Below are 19352 nucleotides of genomic sequence, written 5' to 3'. Positions count from 1 at the left end.
TGTCATTGCACATGTGCCGACACATCCCCCGATGCTCGGCGCCTGATACTAGAGAAGTGGTCATGTCGCGAAAGATCGCCGGATTCCTCATCTTGCTCGGCGTGTTCATGGTCTTCGAGTGGGTCAACCTCGGGTTTAACCTGCAAGACGGCCATCCCACGAGCTTCTACGTGGTGCACGGCATCCTGATCGGAGTGAACCTCATACTCGCGATCGTGCTGGGCGTCATCGGCTGGAAGGGACTCCGCAGAGCGCGCGACAGGTGAGCCGGTGCAACTCGTCGGCCTCCTCGCGGGAGTCGCCGATCGTGGTGAAGCCGAGCTTGCCGTGCTCGGGGATCGCCCCGAGCAGATGGAAGACGTTTCCGGTACGACGGGCGTGATCGAAGCCGAGACCGAGCTGCTCGGCCATCCGGACGACCTGGCCGGGGGACCGCCCGCGGAGGGAGCCGGCCGCGCAGTTGTCGGTCGCGGTGTAGTACTTGGGCTGGTCGCCGGCCATGAGCAGGCCGGTGGCCGGGTCATAGGAGGCGCCGGTGGTCAGCACCGTGGCGCCGAAGGGATGCGTGGTGCCGCCGATCCGCAGGTTGACCTCGCACAGCAGCGCCGCGTAGCCGGCGTCGGTCTCCAGCGCGAAGAAGTCCATGCCGAACAACCCCACCACGCCACGTTCCGCCATGATGCGGGCGATCCGCTCGGCCGACGCGCCCACCTCGTCGCGGTACTCCGGCGCCGCCGGGAACGTGCAGCCCTGGTAGACGTCGTTGTTGGCGCCGCCGAGCACCTGGTCGTGGGTGGCGATGACGTGGTGCCGGCCGTCGGGCGTGATGCGGGCCAGCGCGCTGGGGTGGTGGAGCGGGCGCTGCTCGATGTACTCCTCGACCACCGCGCCGCGTTCGCGGATCTTCGTGGTGAAGCTCTTCCAGGTCTCGCCGTACGCGGAGAATCTCGTCCGAGATGGGTCGCCCTTGGTCACGATGGCGTTGCCGAGCCCTGAGTAGCCGTCGTTCAGCTTGACCATCACCCGCTCGCCCGGCAGCGACTCGATGGCGTCCTCGATCTCGGCCAGGGCGTGCAGGTCGCCGAAGCCGCGGGCCATCGGTACGCCGGCCTCCTGGCCGACCTCGCGGGAGCCGCTCTTGGAGCCGTAATAGGCGAGCGAGGTGGCCGGGCCGTAGATGGGAATGTTCAGGAACGAGGCCAGTTCCTCCTCCAGCTCGCTCAGCACGAACGGCACCATCCACGCGTCACCGTCGATCGCCTCGCGTACCTGTTCGAGGACCTCGGGCCGCGAGAGCAGGGTTCTGGTCAGCGGCTGCGAGTGCGGGTCGTCGAGGCTGATCAGGCGCAGCCGCTTGGCGGCGTCATCCGGATCGGGCAGGAAGCCGAAGTAGTAGGCGATGATGTCCGGATCGATGGGCGCGGAGGAGAGGTAGACCACCTTGACGCCGGGTTCGCGGAGCGTGAGCAGGAGGAAGAGCAGCCGCTCCTCATAGCACCTCGCCCCGGTGATGCGGCGGAGCTCATCCTGCGGGAGGGAGAGCGAGGGCACGACCACCAGGGTCCCCTCGCCCGGCTCGAAGATGCTCAACCCGGCATACTTCTCCCCGAACGGGATTTTAGTGATCATATTGCGAGTGAAACACGCAGTCTATACGAAAGCATCCATCGTCGGAGTGTCATGACCATGACGGGAGGTGACAGGATTCGAAATCCTTGACCACGTTTGGAAGTGGCGTCCGCGGGTCACCAACTAATGATCCCTTGTGACTATTTTTCGGGTCAGCCGAGCCCTCACGCACGGTGACGACCTGCGGTTACGGGCATGCAGTCGGCTGACTTTCGGGGTATCTGTCGGCGCGAGACCGCGCCTAAGAGATAAAGTTGGTGCATCGCCTTCGGGTTCATGGCCGACCGCCGTGTTTCCGTAGTGGGTTGTCCTCAGGAGGGGATCACAACCCCCGTGCCGACGATCTCTGGCACCGAAACCTGTGGGTGCGGCATTTTCGCCGGACGGCTGCTCTGACCGGACAGCTGGCCTCAGCGATGCCAAAGGACGATTTACGGCGCTATAAGCCGTGCGACTTCGGGCAGTCGACGATCGCGTGGCAATTGGACGGGACGGTGACTCATGCGGGGACGTGAGCTTCGGGGGGAACTCGACGCGTTCCTGACGGAGACCGATCAGGAGTTGGTGGCATTCCGCCGCGACTTGCACATGCATCCTGAGCTGGCCTTCGCCGAATATCGCACGACGCAGCGCATCGCCGAGCGGCTCACCGCCGCCGGTCTGATGCCGTCGGTGCTGCCACGCGGCACCGGCCTGATCTGCGACGTGGGCAGTGGAGACGGTCCGACGGTCGCGCTGCGCGCGGACATCGACGCGCTGCCGCTGCACGACGAGAAGGACGTGCCCTACCGCTCGACCGTTCCCGGCGCCTGCCACGCGTGCGGCCACGACGTGCACACCGCGATCCTGCTCGGCACCTCGATCTTCCTCGCCCAGCAGGCCGCCGCCGGCCTGCTGCCCGGCCGGGTCCGCCTGATCTTCCAGCCCGCCGAGGAGTTGCCCGGCGGCGCGCTGGAGGTCATGGCGCACGGTGGCATCAGCGGCGTGGAGCGCATCTTCGGCCTCCACTGCGACCCGCGCGTCGACCTCGGGCAGGTCGGGCTCAAGCCCGGCCCGATCACCTCCGCCTGCGACAAGCTGGTCATCAGGGTGTCGGGTCCCGGCGGCCACACGGCCCGGCCGCACCTCACCGCCGACCTGGTCTTCGCTCTCGCCAAGGTGCTCACCGAGCTGCCCGCCGCGCTCTCGCGCCGGGTGGACCCGCGTTCCTCGCTCAGCCTGGTCTGGGGCAAGGTGGAGGCCGGCACCGCGGCCAACGCCATTCCCGACGAGGGCGTGGCCGAGGGCACTGTGCGCTGCCTCGACGAGAACGCCTGGCACGCCGCGCCCGACCTGATCAAGTCGCTGCTGGAGTCGGTCGCCAGCGCGTACGGGATCGAGGCGACGATGGAATACACCCGTGGCGTGCCGCCGGTCGTCAACGACGAGATGAGCGTCGACATGCTGGCCGAGGCGGTGGAGCGGGCGCTGGGGCCGGGCGCGGTGGTGCCCACGCAGCAGTCGCTCGGCGGCGAGGACTTCGCCTGGTACCTGGAGTCGATCCCGGGGGCGCTGGCCCGCCTGGGCACGCGCTCGCCCGGCGGCGTCACGTACGACATCCACCAGGGGACCTTCGACGTCGACGAGGCCGCCATCTCGATGGGCGTCCGCTTGATGTCCGCCACCGCCCTGACCGCGCTGTGGGAACCGGTCGTGGACTCGATCCTCGCCTGATTTTCTGTTACGGCCAGCATGGGCCAGCCCCACCCTTCTGGGCGGGGCTGGCCTCTTTCCAGGGGCACGCTCCTGAGGTTTACGGGGCTGGGCGCCGTGACGTGCGCGTTCTTGACCCCGGCCGCCCTAGGGCTTGGTCACCGGCAGGATCAGTGATGAGTGGGCCGGGTCGATCGTGAATTTGCTGCCTTCTGGGTAGCGCAGGGTGTAGTCGTGGTCGGTTGAGGTGATGATCAAGCCGATCTTGTGGCCCTGTTTGAAGCGGTAGTCCTTGGGCTGGAAGTCCCAGGTGAAGGTGTAGTCCTTTGATGGACTGATGGTTTCTGTTCGCGCTGGGTCGTGGCGGTTTCTGATGTCCAGCCAGCCTCTTGAGACGATCTTGTAGGGGGTTGTCGCGGTGCCCAGCCTGCGCAGTGCCGTGCAGCCCGTGTCGCCCGGGACGCCTTGGCCGTAGCAGAGGGTTTCGCCGGTCGCGACCAGGGTTCCGTCCGCTCTTGTGTCCGTGCCGTAGTCGACCAGCAGGGCCGTGAGATAGGGGGAGGGGCCGGCGTCGCGGGCGGCGCGGAGTGAGATCTCCGGGGTGCCGGAGATCCGGACGTCCGCCGGCAGCTCCGGAGTCAGGTAGGCCAGGCGGTTGGGGTCCGGGGCGGGGGCCGTTTCCACGAGTTGTTCGGCGGTGCGGGTCTTCTGGTCGACGAAGGATTCGCGGGTCGAGCGCTGCGGCAGGAGGCTCAGCTTGGCGCCGGAGCCGAGATGGAGGGCTACGGGCTTGGTGGCCGGAAGTGGCCACGATCTGTGAGTGCCCCACTCGCCGGGGGCGATTTCGACGTCCGCCTGGGGCTCCCGCATGATGCCGCTGTCGATCCCGTACAGCCAGTAGTCGAACCAGCCGTGCAGTTGCCGGAGCCATTCGACGGTGCGCAGGTTGAAGGGGTTCATGTGGGTGCCCTGGTGCAGCCAGATCTTGCGGGGCACGTGGCGCTTCGACAGGGCGTACCACCATTGGGCGAACTGCTTGGTCTTGACGTTCCAGTCGTTGAGGCCGTGCACGAGGAAGACGCTGGCTTTGACCTTGTTCACGTCGTTGAGGTAGTTGCGGGCGTTCCAGAAGCGGCTGTAGTCGCCGCTGATCCGGTCCTGGGTCGCCGTCAGGTAGTCCATGACGGGTCCGCAGACCTGCTGGCCGGCGCCGCGGGTGAGCACGTACTTGGCCAGCACGTCCGCGTCCTCGCCCTGGAAGCCGCCCGCCGCCACCACGCCGCCGTTCGCCCGGTAGTAGTCGTACCAGGAGGAGATCGCGGCGATCGGCACGATCGTCTTCAGTCCCTCGACGCCCGTCGAGGCGACCGCGTTGGGCAGCGTGCCGTTGTAGGAGACGCCGATCATGCCCACGTTCCCGGTCGACCAGGTGGCCGAGACGGGCTCGCCCGTCGGGGTGAACCCCTTCGCGCGGCCGTTCAGCCAGTCGATCGCGGCCTTCGGGCCGGCCGTCTCGTTGCGGTCGCCGGTGGTGGGGCAGCCGGTGGCGCGGCCGCTGCCCAGGTTCTCGACCAGCGCGATCGCGTAGCCGCGGGGCAGGAAGTAGTTGTCGTAGTAGCCGTCGAACGGCTCGGTCGCCAGCTTGTTGGCGTACGCGCGCAGGGTCGGCAGCGGGTTGCCGTTCTCGTCCACGTCCACGACGTGGTTCGGCACGTCGTTGCCGCCCGCGTAGTAGGGACTGGCCTCCATGATGACCGGGACCTTCAGGCCCTCGTCGGTCTCCTTCGGGCGCAGGATGTCCACGGCGACGCGGTCGGGCAGGCCGTCGCTGTCGCTGTCGGTCCCCGCGACCTCGACGTACACCGTCTGCTTGACGGCGTCGGCGCGGGAGAAGACGGGCTGGGTGGCGTTGTTCTCGATCGTGATGGTGGGGGTGCCCGCCTCCGCTGTGGCGGGCGATGTGCCCATGGCCGCGAGAAGGACCGCGGCCATGGGCACGATCATGGCCTTCCAAGGATGCATGTAGGGCTCCAGGATGAGATAACCACCGTTGATCAGTGAATCTCTGCCATGATCGGCTGGACGGCAAGGGCCCCCCTGCGTTCAAGGTTGGGTAAAGCTTCGGGTGCCGGTCCCCGTCTCGCATCCGCAGATTCAGGTCACGGACGCGACTGATGTCGATAACGGAGCGGTTGCGACCCTGTGTGCCGGTTTTGTCCGCCCTGGTCAACCAACTATCTTCCGTGCAGGGTTGCCGTACATTTCTTCGCGCCCGCGATGAAGTTTGACGGCGGGGAAATGGAAGGGAGTCGCCTTGCTCAGCAAGCGATTCGGCAGGATGGCGGCCGGCTCGGTAGCCGGTGCCATGCTCATGGCGGCCGCGGCCTGTGGCGGCAGCGGCGGTACCGGAGGGGATGCCACGTCCAGCGCGGCACCCAGCTCCGCGGCCAGCAGTGAGGCGCCGAAGTCCGGCGCGCTCAAGGTGGGTCTCGCTTTCGACGTCGGCGGCCGTGGCGACAAGTCCTTCAACGACGCCGCCTACGCGGGCCTGGAGAAGGCCAAGACCGAGCTCAGCGCCGACATCAAGGAGCTGAGCCCCGCGGCCGACGGCTCCAACCGCGGTGAGCTGCTCCGCCAGCTGGCCGACGCGGGCTACAACCCGATCATCGGTGTCGGCTTCGCCTACGGCGACGACATCAAGAAGACGGCCGAGGAATACCCGGAGATCCAGTTCGCGGTCGTCGACTCCGCCTCGAACGCGGCCAACGTCACCGGCCTGCTGTTCGCCGAGGAGCAGGGCTCCTACCTGGCGGGCGTCGCCGCGGCGCTCAAGGCCAAGAGCGGCCACGTCGGCTTCGTCGGCGGTGTCGAGAACGACCTGATCAAGAAGTTCCAGGCGGGCTTCGACGCCGGTGTGAAGTCGGTCAAGAAGGACGCCAAGATCGACGTCAAGTACCTGACCCCCGACGGTGACTTCAGCGGCTTCAAGGCCCCCGACAAGGGCAAGGTCGCGGCCGAGAAGATGTTCCAGGACGGCGCGGAGATCGTCTACCACGCCGCCGGCGACTCGGGTCTGGGCGTGTTCCAGGCGGCGGCCGCGGCCAAGAAGAAGGCCATCGGCGTCGACTCCGACCAGCGCCTGACGGTCAAGGAGACCGACCTGCAGTCGGTCATCATGACCTCGATGCTCAAGCGCGTGGACGTGGGCGTGTTCGAGTTCATCAAGGCGTTCCAGGGTGGCGCCAAGGGTGGCAGCAACACCATCTACGACCTCAAGGTCGACGGCGTGGGCCTGGCCACCACCGGTGGCGAGATCGACGACATCAAGGACAAGCTGGACGCCGCGAAGCAGGACATCATCGACGGCAAAATCACGGTTCCGTCCAAGCCGTAATTGAGATAGGAACGTTGATCGAGGGCCCGGAGTCCAACCCGACCCCGGGCCTTCGGCCTATCCCTCACACAATGAGCGGAGCGATTGAGGAGCGGTGAGCGACCAGTGAACGCCGACACCGTCGCCGCGGTGCAACCCGCCGTCGAGCTGGAAGGCATCACCAAACGCTTCCCCGGCGTCGTCGCCAACCACGACATCCGCATCACCGTCGAACCCGGCACGGTGCACGCGATCGTCGGGGAGAACGGCGCGGGCAAGTCCACCCTGATGAAGATCCTCTACGGCATGCAGAAGCCGGACGAGGGCACCATCAAGGTGAATGGTGCGGAAGTAGCCTTCCGGACACCGAGCGACGCCATCGCCTCGGGCATCGGCATGGTGCACCAGCACTTCATGCTGGCCGACAACTTCACCGTGCTGGAGAACATCGTCCTCGGCGCCGAGCCGAAGAGGGCCGGCATGCTCGACGCCGCCGGCGCCCGCGCGCGCATCACCGAGCTGGCCGCCCGCCATGGCCTGCGCGTGGATCCCGACCGGGTCGTGGAGGACCTCGGTGTCGGCGACCGGCAGCGGGTGGAGATCCTCAAGGTCCTCTATCGCGGCGCGCGCATCCTGATCCTCGACGAGCCGACCGCGGTGCTCGTACCCCAGGAGGTCGACGAGCTCTTCGACAACCTGCGCGAGCTCAAGGCCGAGGGGCTGACGGTCATCTTCATCTCGCACAAGCTCGACGAGGTGCTCAGCATCGCCGACGCGATCACCGTGATCCGGCGCGGCACCACGGTCGCCAGCGTCGACCCCGGCCAGGTCACCGCGCGGCAGTTGGCCGAGCTCATGGTCGGCAGCGAGCTGCCCACGCCGGAGACGCGCGAGTCCACGGTGACCGAGGACGTGGCGCTGACGGTGTCGGGCCTGACCATGGAGGCCGACGGCTTCCGCCCGGTGCCCAAGGGCACGTCGGTCGCCCTGTATGTCGAGAAACTGCGTGAGGAGGGCCGGCGGCTGCTCCTCGACGACGTGTCGTTCGAGATCCGCAAGGGTGAGATCCTCGGCATCGCCGGGGTCGAGGGCAACGGCCAGTCCGAGCTGATCGAGGCCATCATGGGCATGTTGCCCGTGCACGGCGACATCACGCTCGACGGCGCCGACATCAGCACCTGGTCCACCCTCAAACGCCGCGAGTCGGGCATCGGCTACATCCCCGAGGACCGTCACCGCCAGGGTCTGCTGCTGGAGGCGTCACTCTGGGAGAACCGGGTGCTCGGCCACCAGACCAGGCCGCCCGCGCGCTCGGGCATCTGGATCAACCGGCGGGCGTCCAGGGCCGACACCGAACGCATCGTCAAGGACTACGACGTCCGTACACCGGGCGTCGACACGCTGGCGCTGGCCCTGTCGGGCGGCAACCAGCAGAAGCTGATCGTCGGGCGGGAGATGAGCGGCGAGCCCAAGTTCCTCATCGCCGCCCACCCCACCCGTGGTGTCGACGTGGGCGCGCAGGCGGCGATCTGGGACCACCTGCGTCACGCCAGGGCCGCGGGCTTGGCCGTACTCCTGATCTCGGCCGACCTCGACGAGCTCATCGGGCTGTCCGACACGCTGCAGGTGATCTACCGCGGCCGGCTCGTCGCCCGTCTCGACCCGTCCGACGTCACGCCCGAACGGCTGGGCGGCTACATGACCGGCGCCATCACCAGTACTGAGGAGACGTGATGCCCGCCGGGCTCTACCGGGCGCTGCTGACGATCGCCGGCGCCATCGCGGCCATCATCCTGGCGATCGTGATCTCCAGCGTGGCGATCATCGCGGCGGGGGCCAGCCCCGAGGCCGCGTTCGCCGCCTTCTTCGACTTCGGCGAGACCGAGCGGGCGGTGGTCAACGGCATCGTGACCATGCTCAACCGGGCCGTGCCGCTGTACATCGCGGGCCTGGCGGTGGCCGTCGGCTTCCGGATGAACCTCTTCAACATCGGTGTGGAGGGCCAGTACCGGATCGCGGCCGTCTGCGCCGCGTACGTCGGCTCGACGTTCGCGGCGCCCGCCTGGATCCAGATCCCCGTGATCATCGTGGTGGCGATGGCCGTGGGCGGCTTCTACGCGCTGATCCCCGCCGTGATGAAGGTGACCCGGGGGGTGAACGAGGTCATCGCCACGATCATGCTGAACTACATCGCGATCAACCTGGCCGCCTTCCTCGTCCGCGGCCCCTTCACCGGGGAGCGGGCCAAGGGCGTGCTGACCACCACGACGCCCACGCTGCCCCAGTCGGCCTGGTTCCCCAACCTCAACGTCGTGTTCGAGATGTTCGGGCTGCCGGCGCCTCGCGGCGGCGGGCTCTGGGGCTTCCTGCTGGTGGCCATCGTGGTGGGCATCGTGCTCTGGGTGGTGTTGGAGCGGACCCGGTTCGGCTTCGACGTCAAGGCCAGCGGCCTCAACGCCTCGGCCGCGCTGGCCTCGGGCGTCGACCCGAAGAAGATGGTCATCTCCGCGATGGTGCTCTCCGGCGCGATCGCCGGGCTGATCGGCCTGCCGGAGATCCTCGGGGACAAGCACTCCTTCGGCTCCAACTTCACCCCCGGTCTGGGCTTCCTGGGCATCGCCGTGGCGCTGCTCGGCCGGAACAAACCCGGTGGCATCGCGGTCGCGGCGCTGCTGTTCGGCTTCCTGGACCGGGCGCAGGGCCCCCTGCAGTTCGCCAACGTGCCGCCCTCGGTCATCATGATCATGCAGGGCACGATCGTGCTGCTCGTGGTCATCGCCAACGAGATCACCAGCAGGATCGCGCTGCGGCGCGAGGAACGGCGGGCCGCTCAGCAGCTCGGCAGGAACACTCCCGTTGAGGTGGCAGCATGACCAAGCTCAGCCGTTACCACCTGGCGCTCATCGGCGTGGCCGTGCTCATCCTGCTGATGTCGGTGGTCCGCGTCGTGTCCGGGCAGGACGACATCACCTCGTCCGGCACGTTCAACGCGGCGCTGCTGCTGTCGGTGCCGATCGGCCTGGCCGGGCTCGGCGGCCTCTGGGCCGAGCGGGCCGGCGTGGTCAACATCGGCCTCGAAGGCATGATGGTGCTGGGCACCTGGTTCGCCGGCTGGGCCGGATACCAGTGGGGCTTCATGGCCGCGCTGGTCGCCGGGCTGCTCGCGGGCGCGCTCGGCGGCCTCATCCACGCGGTCGCGACCGTGACGTTCGGCGTCGACCACATCATCAGCGGCGTGGCCATCAACCTGCTCGGCCCCGGCATCACCCGCTTCCTGTCGGAGGTCTTCTACAAGGAGGGCACCGCCGCGGCCGCGGCGGGCGCGGGCATCACCACCTCGCCTGCCATGTCTTCGGAGGCGCCCCAGCCCAGCCTGCCGCTGTTCTCGTCGGGTCCCGACTGGCTCGGCAGCCTGGAGCGCACCCACTGGTTCCTGGTCTCCGACCTCGCGGGCATCCTGCGCGGGCTCACGCACGAGGTGAACGTGCTGGTGATCCTGGCCGTGCTGCTGTTCCCGCTGACGTTCTTCGTGCTCTGGCACACGGCCTTCGGCCTGCGGCTGCGCTCGGCGGGCGAGAACCCGTGGGCGGCCGAGTCGCTGGGCGTGAACGTCTACCTGATCAAGTACGTGGCCGTCGTCATCTCCGGCGCGTTCGCCGGGCTCGGCGGCGTGTTCCTGGTCTTCGTCACCACCAAGTACGTCGAGGGCCAGACCGCGGGTCGCGGGTTCATCGGCCTGGCCGCCATGATCTTCGGCAACTGGCGGCCCGGCGGGCTGGCCGCGGGCGCCGCGCTGTTCGGGTACGCCGACGGTCTGCAACTGCGCAGCTCCGGGGCCCAATCGCCCGTCACGGCGTTCTTCCTGTTCGGCGCCATACTGCTGCTCATCTACATCGCCGCCAAGGTGCGCGCGCTGCTGTCGTCCGGCCAGCCCGCGGAGATGGTGGCCAGGGGCGCCAGGGAGTACAACCTGATCGCGGCGGCCGCCGGGGGCATGATCGTGCTGATCTGGCTGTGGCTGACCGTCGACCAGCTGCCGAACGAGTTCGTCTTCATCACACCACACGTGCTCACGCTGCTCGTGCTCCTCGTGGCTTCGCAGCGACTGCGGATGCCCAAGGCCGACGGCGTGCGCTATCGCCGGGGGGAACAGCATTGAACATCGACTGGGACGGCCTGCGCACGGAGGCCATCGAGGCCATGCACAACGCGTACGCGCCCTACTCCAAGTTCCCCGTCGGCGCGGCGGCGGTCGTGGACGACGGCCGGGTCATCACCGGCTGCAACGTCGAGAACGCCTCCTACGGCCTGGGCCTGTGCGCCGAGTGCGGGCTGGTCTCGGCGCTGCACTCGTCGGGCGGCGGTCGGCTGGTGGCCTTCACCTGCGTGGACGGCCACGGTGAGCTGCTGATGCCGTGCGGGCGGTGCCGGCAGTTGCTGTTCGAGTTCGGCGGCGAGGAACTGCTGGTCGAGACCGTGGACGGGCCGAAGCGGATGGCCGAGATCCTGCCCTACGCGTTCGGCCCCGACGACCTGTCCAGGTCCGCCTGATGGACGCCATCGAGGTCATCGTCGCCAAGCGCGACGGTGGCGAGCTGACGGCCGCCCAGATCGACTGGGTGATCGACGCCTACACCCGCGGCGAGGTCGCCGACGAGCAGATGTCCGCGCTGGCCATGGCGATCCTGTTGAACGGCATGAACCGGCGCGAGATCGCCGGCTGGACGCAGGCGATGATCCGCTCGGGCGAGCGGATGGACTGGTCCGCGCTCGACCGGCCCACCGCCGACAAGCACTCCACCGGCGGCGTCGGCGACAAGATCACGCTGCCGCTGGCCCCGCTGGTGGCCGCGTGCGGCGCCTACGTCCCGCAGTTGTCCGGCCGCGGCCTCGGCCACACCGGCGGCACGCTCGACAAGCTGGAGTCGATTCCCGGCTGGCGGGCCTCGCTGTCCAACGACGAGATGCTCTCGGTGCTGCGGTCGGCGGGCGCGGTCGTCTGCGCCGCCGGCTCTGGCCTGGCTCCGGCCGACAAGAAGCTGTACGCGCTGCGCGACGTCACGGGCACGGTCGAGTCGATCCCGCTCATCGCCTCGTCGATCATGTCCAAGAAGATCGCGGAGGGCACCGGGTCGCTGGTGCTCGACGTCAAGGTGGGCTCCGGGGCGTTCATGAAGACGCCCGAGCGGGCTCGCGAGCTGGCCGAGACCATGGTCGCGCTGGGCACCGACGCGGGCGTGCGCACGGTCGCCCTGCTCACCGCGATGGACCGCCCGCTGGGCCGCGCCGTGGGCAACGCCCTGGAGGTCCAGGAGTCGGTCGAGGTCCTCGCGGGCGGCGGGCCGCCGGACGTCGTGGAGCTCACCGTACGGCTGGCGCAGGAGATGCTGGAGGCGGCCGGGATCTCCGGCCCGGACCCGGAGCGGGCGCTGGCGGACGGCTCGGCCATGGACGCCTGGCGCCGGATGATCACCGCCCAGGGCGGCGACCCGGACGCGGTGCTGCCCAAGGCGGCGGAGACCATGGTGGTCGAGGCGCCTTCCTCGGGTGTTCTGTCGCGCCTGGACGCCTATGCCGTCGGTCTGGCGGCCTGGCGGTTGGGGGCGGGCCGGGCTCGTAAGGAGGATCCGGTGTCGTTCGGCGCGGGCATCATGGTGCATGCCAAGCCGGGGGACCTCGTTCGGGCGGGACAGCCCTTGATGACCCTGCACGCGGACGAGACGGCTCGCTTCGAACGGGCCTTGGAGGCGTTGCGGGGTGGCTACGAGGTCGGGGCGGCGAGCACCGAGGTGCTGCCCCTGGTGATGGACCGGATCACGGCCTAGCCGGCCGTACTGCTGTTCGGCGTCTGTGCCCTCGTACGGGCGCCGTTCGACGTCAGCGGGCGAGGGCGGGCGCGTCGGCGAACACGTCGGCGAGCACGGCGCGCTGCGTCGGGAGGGCCGCTCGGTGGCGCTCTCTGCCCGCGTCGGTGATGCAGACGAAGACGCCGCGGCGGTCCTGGGCGCACACGCCGCGCGAGACCAGCTGAGACTTCTCCAGCCGCGCCACGACCCTGGACAGCGCGCTCTGGCTCAGATGGACCTCGTCGCAGAGCTCCTGGATCCGGAGCTCCCTGTCGTGATGGACGATGCGGTCCAGCACCTCGAACTCGCTCGGCCCCAGGCCGTGCTTGTCACCCAGCTCGCGTTCCAGCGAGCACATCGCCTTGGCGTGCTTGGCCAGGACGTAGTGCCAGGTCCCGACCACGAACTCCTCGTCCATGACGCGGAGGTTACCACCTCGCTAAATCTTATGCAACGGAATTAAATGCGTTTGCATTAGATGCGGATGCATGTAGTGTACTGACCCATGTCCTCTTCTTCATCCCGTTGGGGCGCGCTTGTCGTGCTCTGTGCAGTGATCTTCCTTGATGCCCTCGATGTGTCGATGGTCGGCGTGGCGCTGCCCGCGATCCAGCACGATCTGGGCCTTTCTACCTCTTCTCTGCAGTGGGTTGTCAGCGGCTACGTGCTCGGTTATGGCGGTCTTCTGTTGCTGGGCGGCAGGACCGCCGACTTGCTCGGGCGACGCAGGGTGTTCCTGGTCGCGCTGGGCGTCTTCGCCATCGCGTCGTTGCTCGGTGGGCTGGTGGACGACGGCACCCTGCTGATCGTGGCCAGGTTCGTGAAGGGGGTGGGCGCCGCCTTCACCGCGCCGGCCGCGCTTTCCATCATCACGACCACCTTTCCCGAGGGCCCTGAGCGCAACAAGGCGCTCAGCATCTTCACCGCGTGTGGAGCCAGTGGCTACTCGCTCGGGTTGGTGCTGTCCGGCCTCCTGACCGAGATCGGCTGGCGGTGGACGCTGCTGATGCCGGTACCGGTCGCGATCATCGCGCTGGTCGCCGCGCTCAAGGTGCTGCCGCGTAGCACGGAGGAGCGGGCCGAAGGCGGCCACGATCTGATCGGCGCCGTGCTGATCACCGCCTCGATGCTGCTGCTCGTCTTCACCGTCGTCCAGGCTCCCGAGGCCGGCTGGACCTCGCCGCGGACGATCGGCTCGCTGGTCGCCGTCGCCGCGCTGCTCGGCCTGTTCGTCTTCGCCGAACTCCGGATGAAGCACCCGCTGGTCCGGCTCGGCATCCTGCGCTCCGGCTCGCTCGTCCGGGCGAACCTGGGGCTGCTCATCCTGATGGGCTCCTACGTGGCCTTCCAGTTCGTGGCCATGCAGTACTTCCAGAACCTGCTCGGCTGGTCGGCACTGGGCACCGCGCTGGCGTTCCTGCCCGCCGGACTGCTCGTCGCGATCTCCTCGACCAAGATGGGCGACTTCGCCGACCGGTTCGGCACCACCAAGCTGGCCACCATCGGCGCGGCCGCGCTGGCCGGTGGCTACGCGATGTTCCTGGGCATCGACGAGCGGCCCAGCCTGGGCGGTCTGGTCATTCCCGGCATGCTGCTGCTGGGGATCGCGTTCGCGCTGTCGTTCGCGCCGCTGAACATCCAGGCCACGAACGGCGTGAACGACGACGAGCAGGGGCTGGCCTCCGGCCTGCTCAACACCTCCGGGCAGGTGGGCGGCGCGATCGTGCTCGCCGCGGTCTCGGCGGTGCTCTCCTCGGGTGGTACCACCCTGTCGATCGACACGCTGCGGTCGGCGATCGTGGTGTCGCTGGTGCTGGCGCTGGTGGGGGTGGCGATCTCGGCCACCGGGCTGCGGGCTCGTAAGCCGGCGGTGGCCGAGCAGGAGGACGCGAAGGTCTTGGAGACGGTCTGACCGATTCGTTGTTCGGCCCCGCGCGGTGGTCTGCCGCGCGGGGCCTGCTTGTGGCCCCCTGTACTGGGGAATCACTCTGGTATGCGCCCGTCATCCGCGCCCGGGCATTCGTCGGGGCTCCGACCTGCCCACGCCGCCGCTCTCGTCGCTGCCGCTTGTCTCGCCGTACTGACCGCATGCGGTACGACCCCATCAGGCGGCACGGCAGGCGGCGCCACCACGAGCGCGGCACCCCAGGCCGCCAGTCCGTCGACGACGCCCAGCGACACGCCCACGCCGAGCTACGCCAAGCAGCAGTCGTCATCGACGAGCAAGGTCGAGGTGGACGTAGACCACGGTGGCGGCGACCCCGCGATCGTGCTGGGCGTCCGATACGCCGCCCACGACACCTACGACCGCGTGGTGATCGACCTCAAGGGCGCCATGCCCGGCTACAACGCCCAATGGGTGGAGAAGCTGCTCCAGGACGGCTCGGGCAAGAACTTCCACGTCCCCGGCGGCGCGTACCTCCAGATCCTGCTCAACCCCGCCGAGGCCCACGACGCCAAGGGCGCGCCCACCTGGAAAGGCGGCCCGATCTTTCCGGCCGACCTCGGCAACATCACGCATGTGATCAAGACCGGCGACTTCGAGGGCTACGTCGGCGTCGGCCTCGTGCTCGACCACCGGGCGGCGTTCGACCTGAAAGAGCAGACCGGCCCTGACCGGCTCGTCATAGACGTGGGACACTGACCCGGTGGTGAGAAAGATCGAGGCGGCGACCCGCATCCCAGTGCCCGGCGGCAAGCTCATCGACGAGCACGTGGGCCGCGTCAACAGTGGCGACGAGGCGATCTCCATCGCCCACATGGTCGCCCCGCCCGGCTGGGACGAGCCCGCCCAAACGCCCTCGTTCACGGAGTACACCGTCGTGCTGCGCGGCACGCTCCTGGTCGAACACGCGAACGGCACCACCGAGGTGACCGCCGGGCAGTCCGTGGTCACGGACCCGGGCGAGAAGATCCGCTACAGCACGGGTCCGGACGGCGCCGAGTACATCGCCGTCTGCCTCCCCGCCTTCTCTCCGGACGCGGCCAACCGGGCCTGACAAACCAACCTATTTTTTCTTTTTACGGCACTGCCGCCCCACCCCCAAACGCCGTACGTGGCGGGGGCCTCCAGGGAGACGGCCTCTGACCCGCACGGGGCCGGGCGCCGTTACGGCGTGTTCTTGGCCGGTTTCCTGGGACGTCAGCCGGGCGTTTCATGCATCGTGTCTCGCCGCCCCCGCGACGGTGCCGGGCAGCCTGTCAGGTGAGCCGGCCCGTCTGGTGCAGGTGGTCGAAGATGAGCTGGTCGACGGGGGATACGCGGTCGCGGTCGGCGTAGGTCAGCCAGGTGACTTCTTCGATTTCGCTGCTCGGGGTGGGTGTTCCTCGGTAGTCGGCGGTGTAGCAGGTCATCTGGACGGTGACCCCGTTGGCGTGGCCGTGCGCCTGGGCCTGGAAGGTGCCGAAGTGTGTGGCGCTGGCCGGGATGATGGCGACGGCCAGTTCCTCGTCGATCTCTCGGATGAGGGTGTCGAGGTCGGTTTCGCCGGGCTCGCGTTTGCCTCCGGGGATGTAGTAGACGTCCTTGCCGCGCGAGCGGGTGCTGAGGATCTTGCCGTTTTCCAGGTGGACCCAGGCGATCTTGTCGATGGTCATTCGATGAGTATGCCGCCGTGGCGGAGCGAAAGGTTCGTGGGCCGAAGGCGCATATCATGGGCGGATGAGGCCCACGCTTGACGAGATCCGACGGGCGCCCAAGGTGCTGCTGCATGACCATCTTGACGGCGGCCTGCGGGCCGAGAGCATCGTCGAGCTGGCTCGCGACTGCGGCTATGGCGAGTTGCCCACCACCGACTCCGACAACCTCCGGGAGTGGTTCGAGGCGGCGGCCGACTCTGGCTCACTCGAACGCTACCTGGAGACGTTCCAGCACACCGTCGGTGTCATGCAGACGCGCGAGGCGCTGGCCCGCGTCGCCGCCGAGTGCGCCGAGGATCTCGCCGATGACGGGGTCGTCTACGCCGAGGTGCGGTTCGCGCCCGAGCAGCACACCACTACGGGGCTCAGCCTCGATCAGGTGGTCGAGGCGGTGCTGGAGGGGTTCAGGCAGGGGTCCGCTGGGCGCGAGATCAAGGTCGGCACGCTGCTGACCGCGATGCGGCACCAGGCGCGGTCGATGGAGATCGCCGAGCTGGCCGTGCGTTATCGGGATGTCGGCGTGGTGGGGTTCGACATCGCCGGCGCCGAGGCGGGCTACCCGCCCACCAGGCACCTCGACGCGTTCGAATACCTGCAGCGGGAGAACGCGCACTTCACGATCCACGCCGGCGAGGCGTTCGGGCTGCCGTCCATCTGGCAGGCCATCCAGTGGTGCGGCGCCGACCGGCTCGGGCACGGGGTGCGCATCATCGACGACATCTCGGTGTCCGGCGACGGCTCGGCCAAGCTGGGCCGCCTGGCCGCGTACGTCCGTGACAAGCGCATCCCCCTGGAGATGTGTCCCACCTCCAACCTGCAGACCGGGGCCGCCGACTCCATCGCCGAGCACCCGATCGGGCTCCTGCGCCGCCTGCACTTCAGGGTGACGGTCAACACCGACAACCGGCTGATGAGCCGCACCAGCCTGTCGCAGGAGTTCGACAAGCTGGTGGAGGCGTTCGGCTATGGCTGGGATGACCTGCAGTGGTTCACGGTCAACGCGATGAAGTCGGGGTTCATCCCGTTCGACGAACGGCTGGCGCTGATCAACGGTGTGATCAAGCCCGGGTTCGCGCGGATGAAATGGCAGCCGTGAAACAGATCTATCGCTCCAAGACCGCCTTCGTGCTCGGGTGGGTGTGGCTGGCGTTCGTCGCCTTCAACATCTGGGATCTGACCGCCCGCTACAACGGCAAGCCCTCGCTGGTGGCGGGTGCCGTGCTGGGCGCGCTGACCGCAGTGGTCTACCTGGTCGCGCTCCGGCCCGCGACCGTGGTGACCGAGGAGGGACTGGAGGGGCGCAACCCGCTCCGCTCGACGTTCGTGCCGTGGGCGTCGGTCAACGACGTGGTCGTGGGCCACACCATCAACGTCAGCTACGGCGCCGAGCAGATGCTGCGGCTGTGGACGCCGATGAGCACGGCTCGCGAGCGGGCCAGGGCGCAGCGCCGGGCCGCGCCCAAGCCGCAGCGCGGCCGGTTCAAGACCGAGCCCACGCTGAGCAAGGCGGAGCAGGCCGCGGCGGAGGCGTTCGCCGGGAAGACGCACGCCGACTGGGTGGGGGAGCAGATCACCGAGCGGGCCGAGTCGGCCCGGCGCCGCGACGTGGAAGCCCCGCCCGCCCGCGCCAGCTGGGCGATCGACTCGTTCGCGGTGCTCGCCGCGGCGATCGCGCTCGTGGTGATGGCGGTCGTGATCGGCTAGCGCCGGCCAGAGGTGCGGCGTTGACTCTCACACCGTGTCAGGCCCTACACCTGGAGGAGTCATGTTCAGTATCGGAGACTTCGCCAGGCTAGGGCTCGTGTCCGTGCGTATGTTGCGGCACTACGACGCGATCGGGCTGTTGCGGCCCGCGCACGTGGACCCGGCCACCGGCTACCGCTCATACCAGGCGGCGCAGCTGTCCAGGCTCAACCGCATCGTCGCGATCAAGGACCTCGGCTTCACGCTGGAGCAGGTCAGGGCGATCCTCGACGACAAGGTGAGCACGGAGGAGCTGCACGGCATGGTCCGGCTGCGCCGCGCGCAGCTGGAGGCGCGGATCAGCGCCGACCTGGCCAGGCTGCGCGGTGTCGAGGCGAGGCTCCGGACCATCGAGACGGAGGGGCGCATGAAGACGGACGAGGTCGTGCTCAAGCAGGTCGCCGCGATCAGGGTCGCCGAGCTCAGCGCGAAGGCCGCCAGCTACGAGGCTGAGGACATCGGTCCGGTCATCCAGCCGCTGTACCGCGAGCTGTGCGCGCGGCTGGAGGCGGCACAGGTGACCACGCCGGGTCCCGGCATCGCGTACTACATCCCCGAGGACGACGGCGCGGTCATCGTGCACGCCGCGTTCCCCGTGACGGTGGGACCAGAGGACCGCCACGACTTCCAGATCGTCGCCCTGCCGGGCATCGAGACGGTGGCGACGATCATTCACCACGGCTCGATGGAGGAGGTCGGCTCGACGTTCCAGGCGCTGGCGCACTGGATCGAGGAGAACGGCTACCGGGCCAGCGGCCTGGCCAGAGAGGTCTACCTGCACTGCCCGGACGACCTGGCCGAATGGGTGACGGAGCTCCAGATCGAGGTGGCACCGGTCTAGCCGATGAGTTTCGGGGGCCCGCCTTGTCTAGGTATGTGAAGGAGGACAGAACAGTGCCGCACATCATTGACCATCCCGATCGCCCCTACGTGGGGATCCGCAGGACCATCAGCATGACCACCTTCGGCCTGGTGGCCGACCGCATCGGCGAGCTGATCGGCTGGCTGGCCGAGCGGGGCGTGGCACCCGCCGGGGCGCCGTTCCTCAGGTACCTCGCCATCGACATGCCGGCCGACCGGCTGGAGGTCGAGGCGGGCGTGCCGGTCGCGGCCCCGGTGGCGGGCGAGAACGACATCTTCGCCGCTCACCTGCCGGCCGGCCGCTACGCGACGGTACGCCACCACGGCCACCCCGACCAGCTCATCGGCGTCATCGAGAACCTCCTGGCCTGGGCGGACGAGCAGGGTCTGAAGTGGGACATGACGCGCGACGGCGACACCGAGCACTGGGGCTGCCGCCTGGAGATGTACCAGACGGACCCGCGGGTCGAGCCCGACCCCAGCAACTGGGACATCGACCTGGAGTTCCGCCTGGCCTGACGACGCCGGATAGTGCCTGGAGGCCGGATGTTGACGACGCCGGATGGTGC

At 68.6% G+C, this 19352-nt stretch carries 19 protein-coding genes; 15 read left to right on the top strand and 4 right to left on the bottom strand.

The genetic code is table 11. The features are described from left to right. Positions 1-62 precede the first annotated feature (62 nt). Positions 63-266 carry an SCO4848 family membrane protein gene (locus AB0B91_RS37335; protein ID WP_250904727.1) on the top strand — a complete coding sequence of 68 codons (204 nt, stop codon included), beginning with the start codon at positions 63-65 and terminating at the stop codon, positions 264-266. On the opposite strand, the gene AB0B91_RS37330 is transcribed toward AB0B91_RS37335, so the two are convergent. Continuing rightward, positions 226-1629, bottom strand: coding sequence for a peptide ligase PGM1-related protein (locus AB0B91_RS37330; RefSeq protein ID WP_358330089.1), 1404 nt, complete (start codon positions 1627-1629; stop codon positions 226-228). The genes AB0B91_RS37335 and AB0B91_RS37330 overlap by 41 nt on opposite strands. Positions 1630-2130: 501 nt before the next feature. Here AB0B91_RS37330 and AB0B91_RS37325 point away from each other — a divergent pair. Further along, positions 2131-3342 carry a M20 family metallopeptidase gene (locus AB0B91_RS37325; RefSeq protein ID WP_214633381.1) on the top strand — a complete coding sequence of 404 codons (1212 nt, stop codon included), beginning with the start codon at positions 2131-2133 and terminating at the stop codon, positions 3340-3342. Positions 3343-3468: 126 nt separating this feature from the next. On the opposite strand, the gene AB0B91_RS37320 is transcribed toward AB0B91_RS37325, so the two are convergent. Continuing rightward, positions 3469-5313: a Xaa-Pro dipeptidyl-peptidase gene (locus AB0B91_RS37320; RefSeq protein WP_358330086.1), complete on the bottom strand. Its 1845-nt coding sequence runs from the start codon at positions 5311-5313 to the stop codon at positions 3469-3471. A 322-nt stretch (positions 5314-5635) separates the two neighbouring features. Between AB0B91_RS37320 and AB0B91_RS37315 the strand changes: the two genes are divergently transcribed. From AB0B91_RS37315 to AB0B91_RS37290, 6 genes are all read left to right on the top strand, one after another. After that, positions 5636-6715, top strand: a complete 1080-nt coding sequence (locus tag AB0B91_RS37315; protein ID WP_358330083.1) for a BMP family ABC transporter substrate-binding protein — start codon at positions 5636-5638, stop codon at positions 6713-6715. 105 nt (positions 6716-6820) lie between these two features. Beyond that, a complete protein-coding gene (locus AB0B91_RS37310) occupies positions 6821-8428 on the top strand; it encodes an ABC transporter ATP-binding protein (RefSeq protein ID WP_358330081.1) in 1608 nt (535 codons plus the stop codon). Beyond that, positions 8428-9567, top strand: a complete 1140-nt coding sequence (locus AB0B91_RS37305; RefSeq protein ID WP_358330078.1) for an ABC transporter permease — start codon at positions 8428-8430, stop codon at positions 9565-9567. Before AB0B91_RS37310 ends, AB0B91_RS37305 begins: the two co-directional genes overlap by 1 nt. Continuing rightward, positions 9564-10853, top strand: a complete 1290-nt coding sequence (locus AB0B91_RS37300; RefSeq protein ID WP_358330075.1) for an ABC transporter permease — start codon at positions 9564-9566, stop codon at positions 10851-10853. The genes AB0B91_RS37305 and AB0B91_RS37300 overlap by 4 nt, the downstream gene beginning before the upstream one ends. Next, positions 10850-11245 carry a cytidine deaminase gene (locus AB0B91_RS37295; RefSeq protein ID WP_358330072.1) on the top strand — a complete coding sequence of 132 codons (396 nt, stop codon included), beginning with the start codon at positions 10850-10852 and terminating at the stop codon, positions 11243-11245. The genes AB0B91_RS37300 and AB0B91_RS37295 overlap by 4 nt, the downstream gene beginning before the upstream one ends. After that, entirely contained in the window at positions 11245-12519 is a 1275-nt protein-coding gene (locus tag AB0B91_RS37290) for a thymidine phosphorylase (RefSeq protein ID WP_358330069.1), read from the top strand. Before AB0B91_RS37295 ends, AB0B91_RS37290 begins: the two co-directional genes overlap by 1 nt. A gap of 52 nt (positions 12520-12571) precedes the next feature. On the opposite strand, the gene AB0B91_RS37285 is transcribed toward AB0B91_RS37290, so the two are convergent. Next, on the bottom strand, positions 12572-12958 hold the full coding sequence (locus AB0B91_RS37285) for a MarR family transcriptional regulator (RefSeq protein ID WP_358330066.1): 387 nt from the start codon (positions 12956-12958) through the stop codon (positions 12572-12574). Positions 12959-13093: 135 nt separating this feature from the next. On the opposite strand from AB0B91_RS37285, the gene AB0B91_RS37280 reads away from it, so the two are divergent. The 3 genes from AB0B91_RS37280 to AB0B91_RS37270 all read left to right on the top strand — a co-directional run bounded on the left by AB0B91_RS37280 (position 13094) and on the right by AB0B91_RS37270 (position 15539). Further along, positions 13094-14452, top strand: a complete 1359-nt coding sequence (locus tag AB0B91_RS37280; protein ID WP_358330064.1) for an MFS transporter — start codon at positions 13094-13096, stop codon at positions 14450-14452. An 81-nt stretch (positions 14453-14533) separates the two neighbouring features. Further along, positions 14534-15184, top strand: a complete 651-nt coding sequence (locus AB0B91_RS37275; protein ID WP_358330061.1) for a hypothetical protein — start codon at positions 14534-14536, stop codon at positions 15182-15184. A gap of 4 nt (positions 15185-15188) precedes the next feature. Then, positions 15189-15539 carry a cupin gene (locus tag AB0B91_RS37270; protein WP_358330058.1) on the top strand — a complete coding sequence of 117 codons (351 nt, stop codon included), beginning with the start codon at positions 15189-15191 and terminating at the stop codon, positions 15537-15539. Between the two features lie 202 nt (positions 15540-15741). Here AB0B91_RS37270 and AB0B91_RS37265 read toward each other — a convergent pair whose 3' ends face one another. Then, positions 15742-16137 (bottom strand): NUDIX domain-containing protein, encoded by a 396-nt coding sequence (locus tag AB0B91_RS37265; RefSeq protein ID WP_358330056.1) that lies wholly within the window; start codon positions 16135-16137, stop codon positions 15742-15744. A 64-nt stretch (positions 16138-16201) separates the two neighbouring features. Between AB0B91_RS37265 and AB0B91_RS37260 the strand changes: the two genes are divergently transcribed. The 4 genes from AB0B91_RS37260 (at position 16202) to AB0B91_RS37245 (ending at position 19302) form a co-directional block, all read left to right on the top strand. Then, the gene (locus AB0B91_RS37260; protein WP_358330053.1) at positions 16202-17275 is read left to right on the top strand and encodes an adenosine deaminase; all 1074 of its coding nucleotides are present in this window, start codon (positions 16202-16204) and stop codon (positions 17273-17275) included. Then, positions 17272-17883 carry a PH domain-containing protein gene (locus AB0B91_RS37255; RefSeq protein WP_358330050.1) on the top strand — a complete coding sequence of 204 codons (612 nt, stop codon included), beginning with the start codon at positions 17272-17274 and terminating at the stop codon, positions 17881-17883. The genes AB0B91_RS37260 and AB0B91_RS37255 overlap by 4 nt, the downstream gene beginning before the upstream one ends. 61 nt (positions 17884-17944) lie before the next feature. After that, positions 17945-18763 (top strand): MerR family transcriptional regulator, encoded by an 819-nt coding sequence (locus AB0B91_RS37250; RefSeq protein WP_358330047.1) that lies wholly within the window; start codon positions 17945-17947, stop codon positions 18761-18763. Positions 18764-18816: 53 nt separating this feature from the next. Next, the gene (locus tag AB0B91_RS37245; RefSeq protein WP_358330044.1) at positions 18817-19302 is read left to right on the top strand and encodes a GyrI-like domain-containing protein; all 486 of its coding nucleotides are present in this window, start codon (positions 18817-18819) and stop codon (positions 19300-19302) included. Positions 19303-19352 lie beyond the last annotated feature (50 nt).

The sequence above is a fragment of the Nonomuraea sp. NPDC049141 genome (genome assembly GCF_040648415.1).
GTDB lineage: Bacteria > Actinomycetota > Actinomycetes > Streptosporangiales > Streptosporangiaceae > Nonomuraea.
Note: the sequence above shows the minus strand (reverse complement) of the source record. Positions and strands in the feature narration are given on the sequence as shown.

Excerpts from the sequence above, each read along its gene's own strand:
- AB0B91_RS37335 (WP_250904727.1), top strand. The coding sequence starts at position 63 with ATGTCGCGAAAGATCGCCGGATTCCTCATCTTGCTCGGCGTGTTCATG.
- AB0B91_RS37330 (WP_358330089.1), bottom strand. The coding sequence starts at position 1,629 with ATGATCACTAAAATCCCGTTCGGGGAGAAGTATGCCGGGTTGAGCATC.
- AB0B91_RS37325 (WP_214633381.1), top strand. The coding sequence starts at position 2,131 with ATGCGGGGACGTGAGCTTCGGGGGGAACTCGACGCGTTCCTGACGGAG.
- AB0B91_RS37320 (WP_358330086.1), bottom strand. The coding sequence starts at position 5,313 with ATGGCCGCGGTCCTTCTCGCGGCCATGGGCACATCGCCCGCCACAGCG.
- AB0B91_RS37305 (WP_358330078.1), top strand. The coding sequence starts at position 8,428 with ATGCCCGCCGGGCTCTACCGGGCGCTGCTGACGATCGCCGGCGCCATC.
- AB0B91_RS37300 (WP_358330075.1), top strand. The coding sequence starts at position 9,564 with ATGACCAAGCTCAGCCGTTACCACCTGGCGCTCATCGGCGTGGCCGTG.
- AB0B91_RS37290 (WP_358330069.1), top strand. The coding sequence starts at position 11,245 with ATGGACGCCATCGAGGTCATCGTCGCCAAGCGCGACGGTGGCGAGCTG.
- AB0B91_RS37285 (WP_358330066.1), bottom strand. The coding sequence starts at position 12,958 with ATGGACGAGGAGTTCGTGGTCGGGACCTGGCACTACGTCCTGGCCAAG.
- AB0B91_RS37275 (WP_358330061.1), top strand. The coding sequence starts at position 14,534 with ATGCGCCCGTCATCCGCGCCCGGGCATTCGTCGGGGCTCCGACCTGCC.
- AB0B91_RS37265 (WP_358330056.1), bottom strand. The coding sequence starts at position 16,137 with ATGACCATCGACAAGATCGCCTGGGTCCACCTGGAAAACGGCAAGATC.
- AB0B91_RS37260 (WP_358330053.1), top strand. The coding sequence starts at position 16,202 with ATGAGGCCCACGCTTGACGAGATCCGACGGGCGCCCAAGGTGCTGCTG.
- AB0B91_RS37250 (WP_358330047.1), top strand. The coding sequence starts at position 17,945 with ATGTTCAGTATCGGAGACTTCGCCAGGCTAGGGCTCGTGTCCGTGCGT.